Origin of the sequence: Bradyrhizobium guangdongense (assembly GCF_004114975.1) — a bacterium.
Classification (GTDB): domain Bacteria; phylum Pseudomonadota; class Alphaproteobacteria; order Rhizobiales; family Xanthobacteraceae; genus Bradyrhizobium; species Bradyrhizobium guangdongense.
Genome location: NZ_CP030052.1, coordinates 598,999 through 619,817, shown reverse-complemented (window position 1 = coordinate 619,817; position 20,819 = coordinate 598,999). Strand labels below are relative to the sequence as shown.

General features: G+C 60.1%; 20 protein-coding genes. 2 read left to right on the top strand and 18 right to left on the bottom strand.

The window, feature by feature from the left end; all coding sequences use genetic code 11:
* Positions 1 to 111: 111 nt before the first annotated feature.
* From X265_RS38555 to X265_RS38545, 3 genes are read right to left on the bottom strand one after another with little or no spacing between them, the layout of a single operon-like run.
* Positions 112 to 1,122, bottom strand: coding sequence for a transketolase family protein (locus X265_RS38555; RefSeq protein ID WP_188637396.1), 1,011 nt, complete (start codon positions 1,120 to 1,122; stop codon positions 112 to 114).
* Positions 1,119 to 1,970 (bottom strand): transketolase, encoded by an 852-nt coding sequence (locus tag X265_RS38550; protein ID WP_128929495.1) that lies wholly within the window; start codon positions 1,968 to 1,970, stop codon positions 1,119 to 1,121. The genes X265_RS38555 and X265_RS38550 overlap by 4 nt, the downstream gene beginning before the upstream one ends.
* 24 nt (positions 1,971 to 1,994) lie before the next feature.
* Positions 1,995 to 2,744 carry an SDR family NAD(P)-dependent oxidoreductase gene (locus X265_RS38545; RefSeq protein ID WP_128955190.1) on the bottom strand — a complete coding sequence of 250 codons (750 nt, stop codon included), beginning with the start codon at positions 2,742 to 2,744 and terminating at the stop codon, positions 1,995 to 1,997.
* A 109-nt stretch (positions 2,745 to 2,853) separates the two neighbouring features.
* On the opposite strand from X265_RS38545, the gene X265_RS38540 reads away from it, so the two are divergent.
* Positions 2,854 to 3,750 carry a LysR substrate-binding domain-containing protein gene (locus X265_RS38540; RefSeq protein WP_128929493.1) on the top strand — a complete coding sequence of 299 codons (897 nt, stop codon included), beginning with the start codon at positions 2,854 to 2,856 and terminating at the stop codon, positions 3,748 to 3,750.
* 78 nt (positions 3,751 to 3,828) lie between these two features.
* On the opposite strand, the gene X265_RS38535 is transcribed toward X265_RS38540, so the two are convergent.
* The 7 genes from X265_RS38535 to X265_RS38505 form a co-directional block, all read right to left on the bottom strand.
* On the bottom strand, positions 3,829 to 4,551 hold the full coding sequence (locus X265_RS38535; RefSeq protein ID WP_128929492.1) for an LrgB family protein: 723 nt from the start codon (positions 4,549 to 4,551) through the stop codon (positions 3,829 to 3,831).
* Positions 4,548 to 4,928 (bottom strand): CidA/LrgA family protein, encoded by a 381-nt coding sequence (locus X265_RS38530; protein WP_128929491.1) that lies wholly within the window; start codon positions 4,926 to 4,928, stop codon positions 4,548 to 4,550. The genes X265_RS38535 and X265_RS38530 overlap by 4 nt, the downstream gene beginning before the upstream one ends.
* A 20-nt stretch (positions 4,929 to 4,948) precedes the next feature.
* The gene (locus X265_RS38525; RefSeq protein WP_128969535.1) at positions 4,949 to 5,377 is read right to left on the bottom strand and encodes a helix-turn-helix domain-containing protein; all 429 of its coding nucleotides are present in this window, start codon (positions 5,375 to 5,377) and stop codon (positions 4,949 to 4,951) included.
* 159 nt (positions 5,378 to 5,536) lie between these two features.
* Entirely contained in the window at positions 5,537 to 6,949 is a 1,413-nt protein-coding gene (gene pyk / locus X265_RS38520; RefSeq protein WP_128929489.1) for a pyruvate kinase, read from the bottom strand.
* Between the two features lie 97 nt (positions 6,950 to 7,046).
* Positions 7,047 to 8,825 carry an FAD-dependent oxidoreductase gene (locus X265_RS38515; RefSeq protein WP_232995567.1) on the bottom strand — a complete coding sequence of 593 codons (1,779 nt, stop codon included), beginning with the start codon at positions 8,823 to 8,825 and terminating at the stop codon, positions 7,047 to 7,049.
* A gap of 32 nt (positions 8,826 to 8,857) precedes the next feature.
* Complete coding sequence (locus tag X265_RS38510) at positions 8,858 to 9,682, bottom strand: phosphoenolpyruvate hydrolase family protein (RefSeq protein WP_232995566.1); 825 nt, start codon at positions 9,680 to 9,682, stop codon at positions 8,858 to 8,860.
* Positions 9,683 to 9,693: 11 nt separating this feature from the next.
* Positions 9,694 to 10,929, bottom strand: a complete 1,236-nt coding sequence (locus tag X265_RS38505) for a Tm-1-like ATP-binding domain-containing protein (protein ID WP_232995565.1) — start codon at positions 10,927 to 10,929, stop codon at positions 9,694 to 9,696.
* Positions 10,930 to 11,585: 656 nt separating this feature from the next.
* Here X265_RS38505 and X265_RS38500 point away from each other — a divergent pair.
* Entirely contained in the window at positions 11,586 to 12,083 is a 498-nt protein-coding gene (locus tag X265_RS38500) for a hypothetical protein (protein ID WP_232995564.1), read from the top strand.
* Positions 12,084 to 12,095: 12 nt separating this feature from the next.
* Here the strand turns inward: X265_RS38500 and X265_RS38495 are convergent, their stop codons facing one another.
* From X265_RS38495 to X265_RS38460, 8 genes are all read right to left on the bottom strand, one after another.
* Positions 12,096 to 13,871, bottom strand: a complete 1,776-nt coding sequence (locus tag X265_RS38495; protein ID WP_128929487.1) for a phosphoenolpyruvate hydrolase family protein — start codon at positions 13,869 to 13,871, stop codon at positions 12,096 to 12,098.
* A gap of 34 nt (positions 13,872 to 13,905) precedes the next feature.
* On the bottom strand, positions 13,906 to 15,015 hold the full coding sequence (locus tag X265_RS38490) for an ABC transporter ATP-binding protein (RefSeq protein WP_128929486.1): 1,110 nt from the start codon (positions 15,013 to 15,015) through the stop codon (positions 13,906 to 13,908).
* Complete coding sequence (locus X265_RS38485; protein ID WP_128955161.1) at positions 15,015 to 15,839, bottom strand: HAD-IIA family hydrolase; 825 nt, start codon at positions 15,837 to 15,839, stop codon at positions 15,015 to 15,017. The genes X265_RS38490 and X265_RS38485 overlap by 1 nt, the downstream gene beginning before the upstream one ends.
* Positions 15,832 to 16,602 (bottom strand): SDR family NAD(P)-dependent oxidoreductase, encoded by a 771-nt coding sequence (locus X265_RS38480; protein WP_128929484.1) that lies wholly within the window; start codon positions 16,600 to 16,602, stop codon positions 15,832 to 15,834. Before X265_RS38480 ends, X265_RS38485 begins: the two co-directional genes overlap by 8 nt.
* On the bottom strand, positions 16,599 to 17,540 hold the full coding sequence (locus X265_RS38475; protein ID WP_128929483.1) for a ribokinase: 942 nt from the start codon (positions 17,538 to 17,540) through the stop codon (positions 16,599 to 16,601). Before X265_RS38475 ends, X265_RS38480 begins: the two co-directional genes overlap by 4 nt.
* Complete coding sequence (locus X265_RS38470; protein WP_128929482.1) at positions 17,537 to 18,397, bottom strand: carbohydrate ABC transporter permease; 861 nt, start codon at positions 18,395 to 18,397, stop codon at positions 17,537 to 17,539. Before X265_RS38470 ends, X265_RS38475 begins: the two co-directional genes overlap by 4 nt.
* 11 nt (positions 18,398 to 18,408) lie before the next feature.
* A complete protein-coding gene (locus X265_RS38465) occupies positions 18,409 to 19,344 on the bottom strand; it encodes a carbohydrate ABC transporter permease (protein ID WP_232995562.1) in 936 nt (311 codons plus the stop codon).
* Between the two features lie 86 nt (positions 19,345 to 19,430).
* Positions 19,431 to 20,816: an ABC transporter substrate-binding protein gene (locus tag X265_RS38460; RefSeq protein ID WP_128929481.1), complete on the bottom strand. Its 1,386-nt coding sequence runs from the start codon at positions 20,814 to 20,816 to the stop codon at positions 19,431 to 19,433.
* Positions 20,817 to 20,819 lie beyond the last annotated feature (3 nt).

Genomic DNA, 20,819 nt, shown 5'->3' with positions numbered 1-20,819 from the left:
TTCGTGTGCCCGCGTCTTGAGTGCCGGCATTTGGGCAAAAGCCAGCGTTCGCCGCTGCAAGGTGCGGCGGGCAACGTTGAGTACAGCTTGTTGGACCTCAGCCCAGCGGCGCTAAAGCCACTGTTTGATTTGCCTTGCGACCTCTGCGGTGGAAATCCCGTAACGGTCGTGCAGCGTTGGAAGCGCGCCGGCGTCGAGAAATTCGTCCGGCAATGCGATCTGGCGGAAAGGCGGATGTGCCCCAGAACGCAAGAGGAGTGCGGCAATTGCTTCGCCGAGGCCACCAATGGTCGTGTGATTTTCGGCAACGACGACAAGCCGTGCCGGCTTGCTGGCCTCACGCAGGATAGTCTCTGCGTCGAGGGGCTTGATGGTTGGAACATGCAGCACCGCTGCATCCACGCGGTCATCCTTCAAAGCTTGGACGGCCTCGAGTGCCCGCATGGTCATGATGCCGGACGAGATGATCAGGACGTCCTTGCCATCACGGATCAGCTTGGCCTTTCCAAGCTCGAACTTATAGTCGTATTCATCCAGAACGACAGGCACCTGGCCGCGCAGCAGGCGCATGTAGACTGGACCTTGATGCGCGGCTATGGCTGGCACCACCTGCTCGATTTCACTGGCATCGCAGGGGTCGATCACCGTCATATTTGGCATGGCCCGAAACAACGCGAGATCCTCGGCGGCTTGATGACTTGGGCCATAGCCCGAGGTCAGGCCGGGCAAGGCGCAGACGATTTTCACGTTGCGGTCTTCCTCCGCAATGGTCTGATGAATGAAATCGTAGGCGCGCCGCGATGCGAACACGGCATATGTCGTCGCAAAGGGCATGAAGCCCTCTGCGGCGAGTCCGGAGGCTGCTCCGAACAAAAGTTGCTCGGCCATGCCCATCTGGTAATAGCGGTCTGGAAATTCCTTGGCGAAGATGTGCAGGTCGGTGTATTTGCCGAGATCGGCGGTCATGCCGACCACCTCTGGCCGGCTCCGTGCCAGTTCGACGAGTGCATGTCCGAACGGCGCTGGCTTCGTCTTTTGGCCCTCGGCCGCAATCGAGGCGATCATGGCAGAGGTGGTTAGGCGCGGCTTGCCCGCTTGCGGTGCTGATCTGACGGTCTTCATGCCTGCCTCCCGGCTTCCAGCGCGGCAAGGGCAAGTTGCCATTCGTGCTGCTCGACGCGAATGAAATGGTTCTTCTCGCGCTGCTCGAGGAAAGGAACGCCCTTCCCCATGAGGGTGTCGGCGACGATCATTCGCGGCTTCGGCTCGGGATGCGACTTTGCACGGTCGAATGCTGCGAGCACGGCATCGAGATCATTGCCATCGATACGTTGTACGAACCAGCCGAATGCCTGGAGCTTGTCGACCAAGGGTTCGAAGGCCATGACTTGCGTCGAGGGACCGTCGGCCTGCTGGTTGTTGACATCGACAATGCCGATCAGGTTGTCCAGCTTGTAGTGGGCCGCCGACTGGATGGCCTCCCACACGGAGCCCTCGTCGAGCTCGCCGTCGGAGAACAAGGTGTATACCCGCGCCTCGGACCTTTTGCGTTTGAGGCCAAGGCCCATGCCGACAGCAATGCTGAGCCCGAGGCCGAGCGAGCCACCCGACATTTCCATTCCGGGCGTGTAGGAGGCCATGCCCGACATTGGCAAGCGGCTCTCGTCACTGCCATAGGTCTCAAGCTCTTCCTCGGGGACGATCCCCGCTTCTATCAAAGCCGCATAAAGCGCAATAGCGTAGTGCCCGTTTGAGAGCAGGAAGCGATCGCGTTCCTCCCAGGTCGGATCCTCCGGCCGATAGCGCATCGCGTGAAAGTAAGCCACGGCGAGAACGTCGGAGATATCGAGCGCCTGAGCGATATAGCCTTGGCCCTGAACTTCCCCCATGCGCAGCGCATTGCGGCGAATGTTATAGGCGCGGTCCGCCAGCTTGGGCGTGTTGGTCAACGTTTTGGTCGGCGCTTCCATCGATCTGGACCTTCTCTTGCTGGCTCAGTGGATGAGCATGCCGCCATTGACGTCGATCACGGCACCAGTGACGTACGCGGAGAGATCGGAGGCCAGAAAAGTGTAGATGCCGGCGACATCTTCTGCGGTGCCGAGACGATTGAGTGGAATGCCTTCCAGAATTTTCGCACGCATTTCATCAGTCAGCTTGCCGGCCGTGATATCGGTGCCGATCAGGCCAGGCGTGACGCAGTTGACGCGGATGTTGTCAGGACCGAACTCGCGAGCCATGGCCTTGGCTAAACCAAGAACGCCGGCTTTCGCTGCCGAATAGTGTGGTCCCCCAAAAATTCCGCCGCCACGCTGGGCCGACACCGACGACATGCATGCGATCGATCCGGACTTCCGCGCACGCATATGCGGGATCACGGCCTGGGAGAGGAAGAGAACGCCTTTGAGATTGACGTCTTGAATGCGATCCCAATCGGCGGCTGATATGTCCAGGAGCTTCACCGGCTGGGTAATGCCGGCATTGTTGATCAGTATATCGATACCACCGAATGCCTCGACCGCGCTTGCAACTGCCCGCTCGCAGGACGATTTGTCAGCGACGTCGCAGCGCAAACCGAGGTGTTCCTTGCCAAGAGTGGCTGCTGCCCCTGCCGCGGCTCCGGCATCGATATCGAGGATTGCGACCCGAGCGCCCTCGGAGGCAAACCGCCGGGCGGTGGCGAGCCCGATCCCCCGCGGCGAGGCCGCGCCCGAAATGATGGCTGTCTTCCCGCTGAGCAGCATCAGTTCCTCCCGCAAATTGTTTTCCTTGACAATGCTAGGAATGACCCTCGCTCTCCGCGCCGACAAGCGCACAGTTGTCATGGGTCGATGAATCTGGTTCACTTATGCGATGCTCTCGAATGTTCCGATATCGGCAATTCGCGCCTTTGAGGCGGCGGCCCGCACCGGATCGTTTCGCGATGCGGCGAATGAGCTTCACCTGACGCCAAGTGCAGTCAGTCATGCAATCCGTAAGCTGGAGGACACGCTCCGGACCGTTCTCTTCGAGCGCAGTGCACGCGCGGTGCGGCTCACGCCGGCCGGCGAGAACCTGATGCGACATACCGGCGCTGCATTCGATCAGCTCCGCCGCGGCTTGGAGGAAGTCGCTGCTCGTGGTCCGCAGTTGGTGCGGGTTCACTCCGCTCCGAGCTTTGCAGCGCAATGGCTAACGCCACGACTGGCGCAGTTTCTTGCAGCCCATCCGAAGCTAGAAGTTCGCTTGGCTGCCAGCACAGACTATGCGCGTTTCAGTAACGATGATTTCGATGTCGACATCGTTTACGGTCCGCCGAGGGCGGAGGGCGTCGAGATTGTTCCTCTGCCAGAGGAAACAGTCACTCCCCTATGCTCCCGGAAGCTTGCAAAATCAATCAAGAAGCCGATCGACCTCCTGGATCAGACATTGATCCGTTCAGACGTGAAGCAAGTTCAATGGCATCAGTGGTTCGCCGCCAATGGATTGGAAGCTCCAGCGATTCACGGCATGAGATTCGATCGAAGTTTCCTGGCGATTGCAACCGCCGCCGAAGGACTGGGAGTAGCCTTGGAATCAACGCTTCTAGCGGAGCGCGAATTGGCTAGCGGACGACTGGTTGCTCCATTGGCCGGCCGCGCAACCGATATTCGATACGTCGGTCACAGGCTAATTTATCCGCGCGCCAGCCGGCAACGCTCGGCGGTGCGCGCTTTTGCCGATTGGATCGTCGCCCAGCTCGGAGGCGAAGCTAGCCTTTCCTCCCAGTAAGTATCGCTCGTTGCCGCGATGGTTTGGCTATCCGAAAAAGTGAGGATGGGCCTCGTCAGAACGGCCATGCGCGGTGGCTTATCGCAACAATTGTGTGACTGCGAGAGGGACGAGCAAAGACGTAACCAGCGCGTTCAGGCTCATCGCAATCCCCGAGAACACGCCCGCAACCTCGTCCACCTGAAACGCTCGCGCGGTACCAATGCCGTGCGCGGCGATGCCCGCGGCAAAACCACGCGCACGAAAATCAATGATACCACTCCAATTCATCAATGGCGTGACAATGATCGCTCCCATGATCCCCGTGAGGATCACCGCGACGGCGGTCAGAGAAGGGTCGGCGTGCAGTGTTTCGCTGATCCCCATTGCGACCGCGGCTGTCACGGACTTAGGCGCAAGGGACAGTACAACATCGCGCGGCAAGCCTGCAGCTTTCGCAAGCAGCACAATCGACGCGGCCGCTGTGACCGAGCCCACAACGAGGGCTGCCAGCATTGGCACGATCGAGGCAAGGACGATCCTGCGGTTCTCGTAGAGCGGGATAGCGAGCGCGACTGTGGCTGGGCCGAGCAAGAAATGTACGAACTGCGCTCCGCTAAAATAGACCGGATATGGCGTGCTGGTCACGAACAGAAACACGCCGATGATCCAGACCGCGTGGAGAACAGGATTGGCGAGCGGATGTCGGTGGAGGGCAAGCGACAGCGCTTCCGAGACTGCATAAACCAGTAAGGTGATCGTCAGCCAAAGCAGAGGCGATTGCGACAGATAGACCCAGAGCGAGAATGCATGGTCCTTCATGGCGCCTCATGACCGAACAGCCGGCTGACCAGGCGAAACGTTAGCACGGTCGCGAGAAGGGTCACTACGACGGAAAGGGCAAGAATCAACACAATTGCTATCCCATGAGCATAAATGAGATCGAGTTTTTCCACGACACCCACGCCGGCCGGGACAAACAGGAGAGACAGATTGTTGAGCAGCCCCCTGCTGGCAGTCTCAACGCCGCCGTTTCGCAGCGGTCCTTGAGCGATGATTGCGAAACGGTCACGGACGAGCAGCAAAATCAACAGCAGCAGGAGCCCGACGACCGGACCAGGCAGCAGCAGGCCGAACCCGCGCGTAATGGCCTCTCCGATCAATTGGCAGAGGAGGATAAGACCGAGACTTGCCAGCATGGGGCACCTGAGTAGCACTTTCACACGAGGAGAAGCTGCCGGAAGCTCAATTTTGTTGATTCTTGAGACCGGCGCTGCCCTCCTGCGCTGCAAAAAAGATAACGATTGATAGCCATCTCGATTTGCCGATGGAGCGTCATCGCGGCTGAACACCGGGGCTTGCCTACGACCGGAAGGGTAACTTTGATTCCTGCATCGACAAAGGTCTTTCTCAAGCTTTCCCTCTGCGCGTCGGACATTGGTGTGTCGCTGTACTCCTCGATCCGCCAGATGATCGCCGTGGAGACGCACACCCGCTGGGCCACTTCCTTGACGGACCAGTTCAACAGGCCGCGGGCGGCACGCAGATGCCTGCCGCTGAGGCCCTCATGCCAGCGATACAGCCCGTCTGCTCGCTGCAAGCGGCATTCGACTAAAAAGGCTGTGCGGTTTCGACCGAAACCGCCCATCCGCGCAGAGCTGCCTCGTGGTCGTCAGGCAATGTAAGCTCCTGGCCGGAGTTGCAGCCGGGCTTGGAGCATCTCGTGCACGACCATGCGTAGAGCCTCGCCGCAGTCCGGATCGACATCAAGATGGCTCGACAGACGTTTCAGGGCGAACGGACTGTTCTAGCAGACAGCAACGCGTACGTTGTTTGTCGCGCCTATTTGTCCGAATGGGAGGCCAAAGACCACGACGGCCAAGTCGCCGGACCGCACATAGCCTTCCCGTTGCGCTGCCACGGCCGCGATCCGGGTTATTTCTTCATGGCCGGAGGGATCGCTGGCCACGACACTATGGACGCCCCACAACAGGCACATGCGTCGCGCCACAATGTCGTCTGGCGTCAGAGCAAGAACGGGGATCGGTGGTCGTTTGCGCGAAATGCGGGCTGCGGTCGTCCCGCTCGCCGTGAAGCCGATGATGGCTTTGGCCTCGATCGTGGCGGCAAGATCTGCGCCTGCCGCTGCGACAGCGTGTGGAGGGGTAATCTCTTCGTCGACTTGCGCAGCCCTGATCAAGGAGCGATAGAGACGATGTTGCTCCGTACTCCGGATGATACGATCCATCATGGCGACGGCTTCGGCCGGATAAGCGCCGTTTGCCGTTTCGGCTGATAGCATCACAGCATCGGCTCCATCATAGATGGCGGTCGCAACATCGGAGGCTTCCGCGCGCGTCGGCGTCGGCGCTGCCACCATGGAATCAAGCATTTGGGTTGCGACGATCACGGGCTTTGCGGCCATTCGGCAAGCACGAATGAGCTCTTTTTGTCGGCCAGGCACGTTTTCCGGGGGAATCTCGACCCCAAGATCGCCGCGGGCGACCATGAGGGCGTCGGACAATTTGATGATATCATCGATGTGATCAAGCGCCATTGGCGTTTCGATTTTGGCGACGAGGCCGGCTGCCTCACCGATTAGAGCTCGTGCCTCAATCAGGTCTGAAGGCTTCTGAACAAAGGACAAGGCAACCCAGTCGACGCCCAGCTCTAGGCCGAAGACGAGATCGTCACGATCCTTCTTGGTCAGGGGGTAGATATCAAGCAACGCTCCCGGCACGTTTACGCCTTTTTGATCGCGGATCGTTCCACCGACAATGACGCGCGCTATCATGTCGCCATCGCCTGGCTTTTCGAGGCTTAGGCGAACACGGCCGTCATCGATGAGCAGATTTTGACCTGGATACGCAGCTACAAAGATCTCCGGATGTGGCAGAGGGATCGCCTGCTTTCCGCCTCTTGCTCCGTCCAGAACAAAGCGGACCGTTTCGCCGGCCTGCAGCGTGAGCTCACCCTCTTCAAGCGAACCGATGCGCAGCTTCGGGCCTTGCAGATCTTGTAGCACGCCGATGGGTCGGCCGAATTCGCGCTCGAGCGCGCGAATGGCGGTAAAGGCGCGCGCGTGATCGTCTTTGGTGCCATGACTGAAGTTCAGGCGGAATGTATCGGCACCTGCAAGATCGAGAGCACGGAGTTGGTCGAGCTCGACGGTTGCCGGGCCGATGGTTGCGACGATCTTGGCATGGCGCGAGCGGCGCATCAAAAATCAAACCCCTTGGATGAGCCGCCTTCGAGCCAGCCGCTCCTGGCGAAAGCCAATGCTTCGTCGATCACGCGCTCGCCCCATGCAAACGATGTCAAGCTCCAGAAGCGGCAGCCTTTGTCTTTTGCTGCGTCGCCGATAGGATGGCGTTGACAGCCCGGTACGCGAACACAATCGCAGGCCCGATGGTGATGCCTGCTCCTGGATAGATGCCGCGCATCGGGGATGTCATGTCGTTGCCGCAAGCGTAAAGGCCCGCGATGGATCTTTCCTGCCCGTCTAGGACCTGGCCGCAAGTGTCGGTTGCCAGGCCGGTGGCCGTGCCGAGCGTTGCCGGAACGATTGGAAGCGCGATAAACGGGCCTGTCTTGATGGGTCCGAGATTTGGGTTTTTCTTGCTCACGGCCGGATCGCCGAGCGTGCGATTAAAGGCGGATTCACCGCGTTTGAACAGCGGATCGCGCCCCTCAGCAGCGTGCGTGTTGTGCTCTTCGACGGTCTTTTCAAGCGCAGCCGGATCTAGCCCCAGCTGTTTGGCAAGTTCAGGAATTGTCCGGCCGACCTTGATGTACCCAAGGCGCGCATATTTTCCGATCCTCAAGGTCCAGGGCCAGGGCAGCAGATGTCCCATACCTCTCAACCGTACGAACTCCAGGTCGCAGATGAAGTAAAATCGCTTATCTGCCGGATAGCCGCTGGTGAACATCGCCAGGCAAATGTCGTGATACGAATTGGATTCGTTGACGAAACGCTTGGCATCCGGCCCCACTGCGATGACGCCGGGACGGCCGCGATCGAGCCAGCCATAGGGGACCACTTGGGAGGAGCTGCCGCTCTTGAGAATTGAGACGGGAGTCCAAAAGCCGGCAGAGGCGACATTGTTGTCAATCGCAGCTCCAAGCCTGGACGCCAGGGAAATGCCATCGCCCACAACGTCCACATGGGCCAGCGTGTCATCGTGCTGGTGGGGACCGCTGAGGCTGGCTCTTAACTCTGCGCTGCGAGCAAATCCGCCCGTTGCGAGGATGACGCCATGCGAGGCGCGCACGCGAAGGTCGGAACCGTTCCGCTTGACGACGGCTCCGGTGACACGCCCATCTTCCCTGATCAGCTCTATCAGCGGGGAGCCAGGCCATATCTCGACGCCGTGCTTGCGCAGACTGACGACCAGGCGCGCGATCAGGGCGTTCCCTCCGCTGAGCTCTGTCCCGCGCCTGTGGCCCAGCCGGTCACGCGCGTAGCGACCGACACGCCGCAAGACGTGTCTGAGGGCGGCAAAGGATTGGAAGGGATTGAGGAAGCTTCTGACCTCGCTGGATGAGATCATCATTCCACCAAGCACAACCCGGATGGGATCGCCGATCAGATCGAAATCGGCTCCGAGAAGGCGCCCATCATAGGGAGCCGGGCTCAGTGCCCGGCCCTTGTCGACGCCGCCGATCTGGCTCGAATGATAATCGGGCGCCGAGGCCAGCGTGAAGTTGACCTCTGTCCCGTCCTCAAGGGCGGCAAGTGCAGCTGGGCCGTCCTCGAGATAAGCATCGATGAAGCCTGCCCGGTAATAGGTGCCAAGTTCGTGCTGCAGGTAGGTCCTTGCCTTCGCAAGCGAGTCGTCGATCTTCGCTGAGCGCGCCTGGGGTGAGCAAGGAACCCAGATCATACCATTGGAAAGAGCTGTCGTGCCGCCGAGCCGGGCGGATTTTTCGCAGACAGTGACGCGCAGTCCTGCTTTTGCCGCATAGAGGGCGGCCGAGAGCCCGGCTGCACCACTCCCGACTACGAGAACGTCGGTTGCCCATTCGTGATCCGCCCTTGCGCTTCGGGCGATCGCCACGGTCATGCCCTTGCTTGATTGGCCCATCGGTGTGTCCATTCCAGCCTCGCTGCGATTTCTTGGAACTGAGGTCAGTGATGTTGGGGAAGCGGGACGGCTTTGAATTCCTCGGCTGCCGCCTTTACTGCCCGTTCGATCGGAATTCGTTCGATGGAGGAGGCGCCGACAAATCCGACGCATTGCGTCGACCGGTACACCTCGGCCGTATCCGCGGGCTCTGCGATCGCACCACCATGGCAGAGCAGGACAACGTCGGAGCGCCCGCTCCTGGCCGCGGCGTTGATGTCGTTGATGCGATTGATCGCGTCTTTGACCGACCGCCCTTCCTCATGGCCAACGAGCCCGCCCCGTGTGGCGCCGACATGAGGGATGATGCAGTCGGCCCCGGCGCTTGCCATCGCCTTGGCATCGTCCGGGTTTGCGACATAGGCGAGCGAGAAGATGTTCTTCTTGCGCGCAGATGCGATCATCTCGACTTCGCGTTCGAAGCCGAGCCCGACGCGGCCGCGGCGGTCGCGCCATTTGTCGCCCATGGTCGAGATGGTGGGATAGTTGATCACGCCTGAGAAGCCGGCCGCCCAGAATTTGTCGAGCAACGCATCGAGATCGAGCCGAACGGGATCCCAGGCCTCAACGCCGCCGATCACGGGGATGGAAGAGACAACGTTGCGGATTTCTGCGGCAAGCTCGAGCGTGCGCGCGTTGGAGTCTCCGATCCGGCTGGTCGGAAGCCCCATCAGGCGCGACAGCCCGGTAGAGTAGACCACCAGCATGTCCGCGCCCCCGAGGACAGCGCATTTGGCCACCAGGCCGCAGCTGCTGCCTGCGGCAAGAACCGCTCTGCGCTCGGCCACCTGGCTTGCGATCTTCGCTAGGATTTCGCTTCGCTCAAACATCCGCATCGCAGTCAGCCTTCCTGCGCCAATTGCTCGAGGATCCAACTCGCGGCCGCCTCGGCAAATTCGGGATCGTTGATGTGACAGTTCAATTCGCGCACCGTGATTTTGGGCGGCAGATTGTTCTTGACCGCGTCCAGCCAAGCGCGGTCGGCATTGCAATCACGGAACACGCCGCCGTCGCGGTCGTAGTCGGAGACGCCTTTCGCCGGCCAGAGCACGATGGCTGGCGCTTCGGCCCGCGACAGCCGCTCGGCCGTAAGCCGGCCGATGCTTGCGTTTTCGGACGGAGTTGTGCGCATGAGCGTGGTGTAGCGAGTATGGGAGTAGAACTGGCGGCAGCGAAACTGATCGGGGACGCTGGATGGTGGACCAAAATTGACCATGTCGACTGCGCCTGGCGCGACGACCTGCGGGATTGATCGATCCGCGGCTGCCTTGAGCCGATCCGGTCCGGCGCTGGCGGTGCCACCGACGATTTCGTCAGCAAGCTCGGTTGTGGTCAGATCGATTACAGCGTCAAACTCACCGGCCGCGATTAGCTGTTCCATCTTGCGCCCGCCGGCCCCGTTAGCGGGGAAAACGATCGCATCGAGGCCGGCCTCTCCAAGACGTCTTACGCATTGATTGGCCGCCGGCGTCGTAACTCCGAAGGCCGTGATGGCGACGATTTTCTTCCGTCTCCTCTGACGGGATGGCTCATATTGCATGGCGGCCACGGCGCGGCCGGCATTGTCCAGCACGCGTTGGGTGAAGGCGTTGATCCCGAAGAGGTCGACAAGGGTCGGATAGAGGATGATGTCGTTATGGACGGCCAGTTCGGCGAGCAGTGCGGGCCTGGCGCTACTCACAAGGAGCTTCGGGAAGCCATATGGTAAATCGCGGACGACTTCGCCAAAGACGGCGCTGCCCTTGCCACCCGCAATTCCGACAATTGCGCTGATCGCGCCTGATTGGCGAAGATCATCGACCATTTTGCGGGCCGATTGGGCAATGTCGTTCAAGAGCTCGACGGGAGAAACGGCGCGGCCGCCATCTGTCGGCTCTTTGTCCGACCCTGCCTTGGACGTACCGACGTCTAAGACCACCGTCGTGCGGCCCAGGCCTTCGATGACGTTTCGGAGATAAGATGCTTCTGCGCCCTTCGTATCGAGCGTCGCCACGATTGCAACGGCGCCAGCGGCTCCGACCTTGGGCGAGCGCCCAAGCCTGGCCGACTTCGCGTCGTCGGTGCAATGGTGCGACACGATCTTTCCTCTCCGATCCTGCTTGATACGAATGGTCTAAACGCGGCCGAGACGCTCAATAAGTGCCGCGCCGGGGAGAGTTGGGTAATATTGGGTAGATGTCTCGAAGCGCTCGGGAGCGCACCGGTGGCTCTAGCCAAGGTTGCCTGTCCTGTCTGCGGCGTGTCTTCCCCTCTCCTCTTCCGGCATCTTCTGTCCGGCGTCCTTTCGGGCCCATGAGACGCACGCGGTGCGCAGCAGGCGAAGGTCATCTCCGCCAGCCCTTGGGACGCTGTTTCACCCATTGCAAAAAGTGCCAAGTGGCGGGCGGGTGGACAGCTCGCGCGGTTCAATGCCTGTGAATTGAATTCTAAAAAGAGACCGCTGCTGGAGCTCTCCAACAGCGGCGTAAGTCGAGGGAGGAAGCAGACGAGGCCGGCCTGCCAGCGGATAGATGAGACGTCGTCGGAAGCCTGACGTGCCTAGATGTCGTGCAGATCTCTAGACCGAACTGAAATGCCGTATAAGATCAGTGCGATGTTTAAATGGGTAAGATTGGGTAGAGGCGGTTGAAGCAAAGAGCAGTCGGCGAGCTCATTTCAAGCAGGTCGGACACGCGCGAGGGTTATTGCCTAGCAATCTATGCGCCGGCTTTAGGGAGCCTTCCGGAAGGCTCCATGCTGGTCATGGCGACCTTGCCCGTCGTTGACTGGAACGATTGTCTGTTACGGGATCTGCGCACGTTCCGAAAGGAGAGATCTGCGGGTGTTTACGCCGCGATCGTCATGATCGATCCCTTCGCGTGCTGGGAGGATCTTGCCGATGCGTTGAAAGAGGCCGGGATCAAGGGGATCATCAACTTCCCGCCGGCGTCTCTCATTGAGCGGTCAACGACAGGGACGCCCATTGAAAGCGGACAGGAGATCGAGCTTCGACGTCTGGAATGGTTTGCCAATTTGGACTTCAGGGTGTTGTTCGCGACGGACGACATCTCTAAGACCGCAATGGCCGAGCGGCGCATCGGCTCGCATCTGGCCGGCCTGGTCCAGATGCCGGAAGAAGCGCTCAAGTTCGTGATTGGCGATGGCGTCGATTTGGTAAGCGCCGGGAAGCGAGGAGCGCCGGTGGCGAAGTTCGCGCTTCTGAGCGGCACGAAGCCGCCAGCGCGAAAATAATGAGGAGCAGAGCTACTCCAGGATCCGCAGCTTCTTGATCTTGTTGTAGAGGGTCTTCCTGGAGAGTCCAAGGGACTGGGCAGTTTTTCCGCGGTGGAGCTTGTTTCGTTTCAGCCCTTCGATGATCCACTCGCGCTCGGAGAACACATTTGTCCGTTTCACGGCCGATGACGCGGTCAGCAAAGGCCTTAGGACGTCAGCCGTAATGTGTGACAGTTGCAGCGTCACCAGCTGGTTGACGATTTGGCGCAACTCTCGCAGGTTTCCCGGCCAATCATGCCCGGCAAGCGCCAGGAAGGCAGAATTCTCTATTCCCAACGTCGGCGCGTTTGAATCTCCCTTCGCTTCCACCGTGAAATGCTGGACCAGTTGGGGAAGGTCTTCGAGCCTGTCCGGCAAGGCCGGCAGGGCAATGTCAAGCCCGGTAAACAGGGCAAGAAGCCGAGGACAGAGCACGGTTTGAAGGCTGGCGCTGCGAGCAATTGTCGCTGTTGCAATGATCCGTGCGTTGGACCGCACGACCGATACCCCGTTCAGGGGTGCAAAACCGCCGGTCTCGAGGTAATCAGCAAGACGCTCCTGGCCATCCCGCGGCAGTTGATCCAGATGCAGCAGCAGGACGGCAGTGCCGTTTGCAGCTTCAAGAATCGATAGTTGGCGCTTCCTGGTCTCGTCGCGCTCCGCGCCGAACAATGCACCGATGTTGCCCGCTGCCGGCCCCGCGCGGCACTGGAAGAGCGCAGCCTTTGTATGTTTGCGGTCGCTGAAGCTGTGAACGAGATTCGCTATCCTGCGTTTTCCCGAGCCCGTTTCGCCCCACACGAGCACAGGATTAGGATTGGCAGCCAGGCGTTTGGCGGTCTCGAGCACCCGCTTCATGACTGAGGATTGGGCAATGACGCCGTGCCTGAACCCGCTCAATTGGAGCTGACGCTCGAGCAGATCGACTTTCTCGCGCAAGAGATGAATCGTCTTGAACCCGGATGTGACCTCGAGGACCGACATCTCCAACGGGACCCGGTCCAGCGAAGAGCCGCCTATGAAGCCCTGGACGCCCGTTTCGCGGCAGATATCGAGGAGTTCGTCCGGCTTTGTAATGGGTCCGCCGCCGAGTAGACAGATGACGTTCTTGTCGGTGGAGTGCGCCACCCGTGTCACGGCGCTGGTCCGCGCTGCGAGCTCGGACTGGCTGATCGATGGATCAGATCCGCTTTCGACGCTGCGATTGAGATTGAAGTTGATGCAGATCGCCTCAATGCCTGCCTCGACCATGCGCCGCGCTTCGGCCTGGGAGCGGGTATAGGCAATCGTCATCAAACCGCGTTGACGGGCTTTTGTTAGAAGTTCGATTTCTCGCTCGTAGCCGAGGCCAGATTTCTCGAGCAAGGACCTTCTAAAATCGTCGATGTGGATGACGGAGGGGAAATTGGTAACCCCTGTAAAGCCCCATCGGATGATCCGGTCGAGGAAGCGATCGAGATCGAGGCGCGGATCGAAGGTGCATGCGCCGAAAAAGACCGGCAGTTTGGTGCTGGGCAGGATCTCGGTTCGGCCGAATCCGGCGACGAATTCGTTGCTATCGCGGATGGGCAGGATCGAGGCTGGCGAGGAGCCGCCCATGGCGCGAAAACGGCCAGCGTTGAGCGCAAGGACAAAATCTGCACCCGCCCGTTCGGCCGCCCTTGCGGTCATGCCCGAGCCGATGCCTGCCCCGAGCACGAATGAACGGGAATTGCGGAAGAACTGCCTGATTCCTGCGTTCTTGACCTGCTCTACCCGGTTGTGCATACCGGCCGCCCCTCCTGTGCGGCAGGCCCGAAAATTAGCTCCAATTTGCCGGTGCGTGCAACCGCTGCAGGGCCTTGCCGTTGGCCGTGAACAGGTGGCAATCGGCTGGTGAAGCCGCAAGGCGGACCTTGCCAGATCGTTTGGCTGGCTCGAGCCGTGGCGCTTTGGCGACCACGGCTTCCTTGCCCGCGTTGCCGTAGATGTAGGTGACGCTGCCAAGGTGCTCGACGAAATCGACGTCCAGCTCGAGAGCGATCTCTTTGTCTTCTGCCGGCTGCGAGAAATCATCGGGACGGATCCCGAGCGTGATCGGCTTGCCGACCAGCAATTGATCCGGCCGAACGGGGACCGAGACGGTCGAGCCCGCGTCAAGCCTGACCTCCACCCCTGTCTCGTGCGCGGCCTCGATATGACCGCCCAAAAAATTCATCTTAGGCGAGCCAATGAAGCCGGCGACGAAGCGCGACGCCGGGTAGTGATAGAGCTCGTGGGGGCTCCCCACCTGCTCGATATTGCCGTCCTTGAGCACGACGATCTTGTCAGCCATGGTCATGGCCTCGACCTGATCGTGAGTGACGTAGATCATGGTGTTTCCAAGCTGCTCGTGGAGCTTGGCGATCTGGACCCGCATCTGCACCCGCAGCTCGGTGTCGAGGTTGGACAGCGGCTCGTCAAACAGAAACACCTTGGGCTCGCGGACGATGGCCCGCCCGATCGCCACGCGCTGGCGCTGGCCGCCGGAGAGCTGCCGTGGCTTGCGATCGAGCAAATGGTCGATCTGCAATAAGGACGCGGCCTCAGCGACACGCTTCCCGATCTCCGCTTTCGTCGCTTTGGCCATCCGCAAGGGGAAAGCCAGGTTTTCCCGGACGGTCATGTGCGGATAGAGGGCGTAGCTCTGGAACACCATGCCTAGATTGCGGTCGGCCGCGTCCACGTCGTTGACGAGCTCATTGTCGATGAAAAGCCGTCCTCCGCTAATCGGCTCGAGACCGCCGATCATGCGCAGCAGGGTCGACTTGCCCGACCCTGAAGGCCCGACGAAGACGACGAATTCGCCGTGATCGATGGTGAGGTCGATATTGCGCAGGATCTGGATAGTGCCATAGGCCTTGTTGAGGCCTTCCAGGCGAACATTGGCCATCACGCTCTCCTCTGCCGTACGGTGTCTACACCAGCCTTCACGGCGATTTCTGAAAGGCTGGACACGGTAAAGTCGGCTGGCAGCAGCGCGGCGTCCTTGCGAGGTGGGACGCCTGTCGTGACGAGCACGGCAGGAAGGCCGGCGCGCTTGCCGGCCTGGATATCTGTCTGTATCTGGTCGCCGATCATCAATGTGGATTGACGTGGCGTTCCAAGCCGCGAAAGCGCGGCTTCGATCATGTGCGTCTCGGGTTTGCCGACGATCAGAGGCTGGACTTGAGTTGCGGCTGCAACTGCCGTGATCATGGCCCCTGCCCCTGGTTCGAAGCCGTCCGCAGTCGGCAAGAGAAGATCAGGGTTTGTGCCTATGAACACGGCGCCGCCCAGGATAGCCGCAGCAGCAATTCGCAGCTTGTCATGCGTAATCTGGCGGTCGAGCCCCATCACCACGACTTCAGGCTTCGCATCGGTGACTTCGAGGCCCGCCTCCTCGATCGCTTTGGCAAGGGATGGCGCGCCGATGACAAAGGCCCGTGTCAGTTTCGGGTATTGGGCGCGAATGAGCGCCGCGGCCGTGATGGCGCTCGTCACGACCTGCCTCGGGGAGATCGAAAGCCCGAAACCTCCGACCTTGCGCACAACATCTTCCGGCGTGTGGGTCGAATTGTTAGTGACGAAGCAGAAGGGAAGTTTTGCCCGCTGCCAGCTCTTGAAGGCTTCGATGGCGTCCGCGATCGCGGCGTTCCCCCGGTAGACCACGCCATCCAGATCGGAAATGACACCGGCGATCTCGGGCCATTGAAGCTGAGTGCCGGACTTAGCCATTCATCAGCATCCCGCCGTTCACGTGAACGATCTGGCCGGTCATGTAGGAGGCCGCAGGGCTTGCGAGAAACACGGCAAGGCCGGCAATGTCGTTCGGCAATCCAACCCGTCCCAATGGGATTCGGCCGCTATGGCGGGCTTCCGTCTCCTCACGCGGACGGCCATGCATGGGGGTGTCGATGATCCCCGGTGCGATTGCATTCACATTGATCTTGAGCGGCGCGCATTCATAAGCAAGGAGCTTTGTGATGTCGTGAACGATTGCCTTGGAGAGGCAATAGTCCGCCCCTCCGGCCTGATAGTTGAATACGGCGCCTTGCGAAGACAAGGAGGAACCGACATTGACGATGCGGCCGCCCTTGGTTGTCATGAAGCGCTCGATCGCGAGCTTCGAGCAGCGGAGGATTGCGACCGAGTTGATCTGGATTGTGCGTTCGATCTTGTCGGCCGCCCCGCTGAGGAGCGGCTGGGCAGATTTAACGCCGGCATTGTTGACGAGCACGTCGAGCCGGCCGAATCGTTTTCCGATCTCCTCGAGCACGCGCGCCACGTCCTCTTCGCGCGAAACGTCCATGGCCATCGGCAACACGCCATTGCCATGGGGAAGTCCTACCAATGTCTGCCTGAGGCTTTCGAGATTGGCGTCGGTGGCAACGACGTTGGCCCCTCCTGCCCGAAACGCATTCACAATGGCAGATCCGATGCCGCCCCCTGCCCCTGTCACGAGCACCGTTCTGTCTGAGACTGAGAACTGTTCGGTCATTCCAACTCCAAGATCGTTTGTGATTTGAGGAATTCATCGACCTCTGCTGCCAGCGGCATTGAGGCCTGCGCCCCGCGGCGCGTTACGCACAGGGCAGCAACGGCTAGTGCTCGTCTGACCGAATCCCTCAGAGGCAGGCCTTGAGCGAGCGAAGCGGCAAAAGCGCCATTGAAGGCGTCCCCGGCGGCCGTGGTATCGACGACTTTGACGGGAAAGGCACGCAGCGCAAACGAGTGCGCCGCGTCGGCATAGAAGGCGCCCTGCGCTCCCAGCGTGATCAGTGCGGCTTTGGGTCCGAGGTGCAGAAGCTTGGACGCCGCCACTGCGGCGCTGTCGAAATCGGTCACCTCTACCCCGGTCAGCTCGAAGGCCTCGGTCTGGTTGGGGGTCACGTAATCGACTTGTCGCCATGCCGCCGGCGAAAGCCCGGGTCTGACCGGCGCCGGATTAAAAATGAGTTCGAAGCCCTTCTCGCTTTTCATTTCAAAGAGCCGGTTGAGGGCGGAGATGGGCAAGCCCATTTCGGCAACAACGAGCGCGCCTGGCGCGATGAATGCGGCCGCGCTCTCAACCATGGCCGGCATCACATTCAGATTGGCGCCCGGATCGATCACGATCATGTTCGAACCGTCGTCTCCCACCAGGACGAGGGCCGAGCCGGAGACCTCACCGGCACAAATGGTGATGGCCTCAGCACGGACTCCGGCTTCGCGCAGTGACTGCAAGAGGGACTGGCCAGCCTCGTCCCCGCCAAGACGGGTGTAGAATAGGGGCTTCAGTCCAAGCCGTGCGGCCGCTACGGCTTGATTGGCGCCCTTCCCTCCAGGATTGCGGTTCAATTTGCCCATCAAACTTTCACCCGGCGTTGGCAGCCGCTCGACATTGAAGCAGAGGTCGAGATTGGTCGTTCCAAAGAACATCAAGGGCCTGGGATTCATTTTACTGCCCCGAAAGTGAGACCACGTTCGAGGTGGCGCTGGCCCATCACGATCAAGATCACCGGAATGATCATGGTAACGACCAGTCCTGCAGCCATGACGGGATAGAACTGCACCCCCGGATTGAGCAGCTTGAGTAGCGCGACGGTCACCGGCGCCTTGGTGGAGCTCAGGATCAAGCCGAGCGCGAAGTTGTGCCAGGCCAGCAGAAAGATCAGCAAGGAGGCGCCGATCAGGCCGGGCTTGAGAAGCGGCAGCACGATATGCAGAATGACCCTGACAGGTTTGGCCCCGTCCATCGCTGCAGCCTCCTCGATGTCCTTTGGAATATCCTCGATGTAGGAGCGGCTCAACCACACGATCATAGGCAGCGTGACGACCTGGTAGACCCAGATCATGCCGAGATAGGTGTCGTAGAGTCCGATGGTCTGGAACACGTTGAAGAGCGGGATGACGACGAGCAAGGCCGGGGCGAACCTGAAGCCAAGAATGAAGAAGGCGATGTCCTCCTTCATCGGGATGTCTCGCCTTGCCAGAACGTAACCGGCGGGCACGCCAAGGAGCATTGAGACGAAAACAGATCCGAGCGCGATGGCGACGCTATTTGTCACTGGCGTGAGGAAATCAACCTTGATGGTGCCATAGCTTGTCGCGCCGGCCTGCGCGGCGTCGAACAGCACCCGGAAATTCTCAAGCGTCGGCGAGAAGATGAACTTGGGCGGCCAGGCCATGACCTCGCCCTGCTGTTTCAACGACATCAGCAGGATCCAGATCAGCGGAAAAGCGAGAGTGAGCGCGCAGATGCCAACCAGCAGATTGAGAGCGATATTTGTCGATCCTGAGCGATTTAGGCGCATGTCGCGTCTCTTCAGCTAACGCGTTGTCGGACGTATCGCCACAACTTGACCGTGAGGAACGCTCCGGCCAGGACGATGATCCAATTGACGACCATGAGGGCCGCGCCCCGGCCGAAGGCGAGGTTCTGGAATGCGGTGATGTAGGCGCGCACGGAAAGAACGGAGGTGCTGTTGCCGGGACCGCCTTGCGTCGTTCCGAAAATGATGTCGAATTGATTGAGAGATTCGATCAGACGGAAGACCGCAGCAATCAGGATGTAGGGCGCGATCAACGGCAGCTCGATGTAGAGGAAGGTTGCCCAGCCCTTTGCACCATTGACGCGCGCGGCCTCCCTGATCTCCTCATTGATGCCCTGGAGGCCGGCGAAGATGATCAGCGTGAAAAAGGGGGTGTAAGTCCATATGTCGATCAGGACGAGGGAAATCATCGCTGTCGCGGGATCAGAAATCCATGCAAACCGGCCCATTCCTACAAGCGACAGCAGATAGTTCAGGATGCCGCTCTGCGGATCCATCATCGTCGTCCACATCAAGGCAACGCTCATGGGCGGAAGCACGAGTGGCAACAGAATGACCGGCCGCATCACGCGTGCCAGGAACACTTCGGTGGCAAAGAGCTTGGCGAGGGCAACGCCGAGCACGGCTTCCGCAAGGACCGCTGAACCAGCGTAGACAAGTGTTGCTCGGACGCTATTCCAGAAGTCGTCTGTCTTGATCAACGCGGCGTAATTGGTAAGGCCAATAAAGTGGACCAGTGGCCGGCCGAACTTGAGATCCGTCAGGGACTGAAATACGCCGTAGAAGAACAGGAACAGAAAGCCAAGAAGGATCAAGACCGCCGGCGCGATCGCGGCGATGCTCCACCAGTCAAGGCGCGGCGGGCTGGCACTCTTGGCCGCGCCGTCTTGCGCCGAAGCGAGTTGGCTCACTGAAGACTGCAGCGTCACGATTGCGTCTAATCCTGAAGAATACATTTCAACTGACATCGAAATCCAAGGGGGCGGCATGCAAGCCTACCACCCCCTTTGGGACTTCACATCGACGAACGGATCTCGGAGGCAAGGTCGGTCAGCGTTGCCTTCACATCCGCTCCATTGACCATCTTCTGCATCGCCACCGCCCAGGCATTCATTGCCTCGGCGAAGCCGACGCGGGCCGTAAAGGCGAGTTGCGCCTGGTCCTGCACAGTCTTGAACGTCTCGACGAAGTTGTTGAATTCAGGCTTTGCGGCGTATTCGAGCCAGGCCTTGTCGCTCCAGGTCGATGCGCGCGGAGAGTTGACGAGCTTGCCCGCAACGGCACCGTTCAGCTCGACCTGCTTGGAGGTCGCCCATTGGATGAAGAGCCAGGCCGCGCCCTTCTTCTGGGAGGCGGCGTTCATGGCCAGAGACCAGATCCAGATGTTGGATTCGAAGTTCTTGCCGTTCGGTGCGCGCAACGGTGGTGCAAAGGCGATCTTGCCGGAGGCGGGCTTGCCGGCGACGTCGTTCCAGAAACCGAACATGTTGGAATCGATCGCCATGGCGGTCCGCCCTGAATTGATCCCTTCGACCACCTGGTACCAATTGTCATTGGCAAAGGAGGGAGCAGCGCATTTCTTGATCATGTCGACATAGTCTTTGTGGAAGGCGATCGACTCTGGCGAATCCAGGCCCGTGTCGAGTTTGCCGTCTTTGACGACGAAATCGTGCACGCCATAGGACCTCGCAATCGAGATCGCAGCCGTGTGGATGCTGCTCCAGAACCTTACGCCGCGAACGCCGAGAGGCGTGATGGTGGGATCGGCAGCTTTGAGTTTCTCACAAGCGGCCGACATCTCCGGCGGGGTGCTCGGGACTTTGATACCGTGCTTGTCCAGCACATCCTTGCGGTAGAACAACTGGATGTTCTCGAAGCCATGGGGGATCGCCCAGACCTGCCCGCTGCCGGCCTCGATCTGGCCCTCCTTGACCTTCCATGTCAGCGCTTCGCGCAAGGCTGGGAAGAAGTCCTTGTAGTCGTAGGCTGCAGAGGTGAGCTTTGAATCGTTTAGATAGCGATCGAGCGGTTCGAGCAGTTGGCCCGGGGCAAGGTCCCAGGCGGGCTGGATGCCCGTGCCGACGACATCCCAGCTTGGCGATTTCGTGCTGAGCTGGATCGTTAGCTTATTCCAATAGGCATCATCCGGATAAAGCTCCGGCGTCACCTTGATGCCGGTGAGTTTCTCGAACTCGGGCAGTTGAGCCGCAACAGCGTCAGCATAGGGGTGAATATCGTAGGCCCAGACGATGGACGTGCCTTCGAATTGCCGCCAGTTGATGTCTTCTGCGTAGGCCTGGGTGGCAGCCAGTGCCGCCCCGGCGCACACGGTGGAGTTAATGAGAGCTTTTTTGATAAGTTGAGCCGAATGACCGCAAACAACGGCTAGCGTCCTTGGCATGAT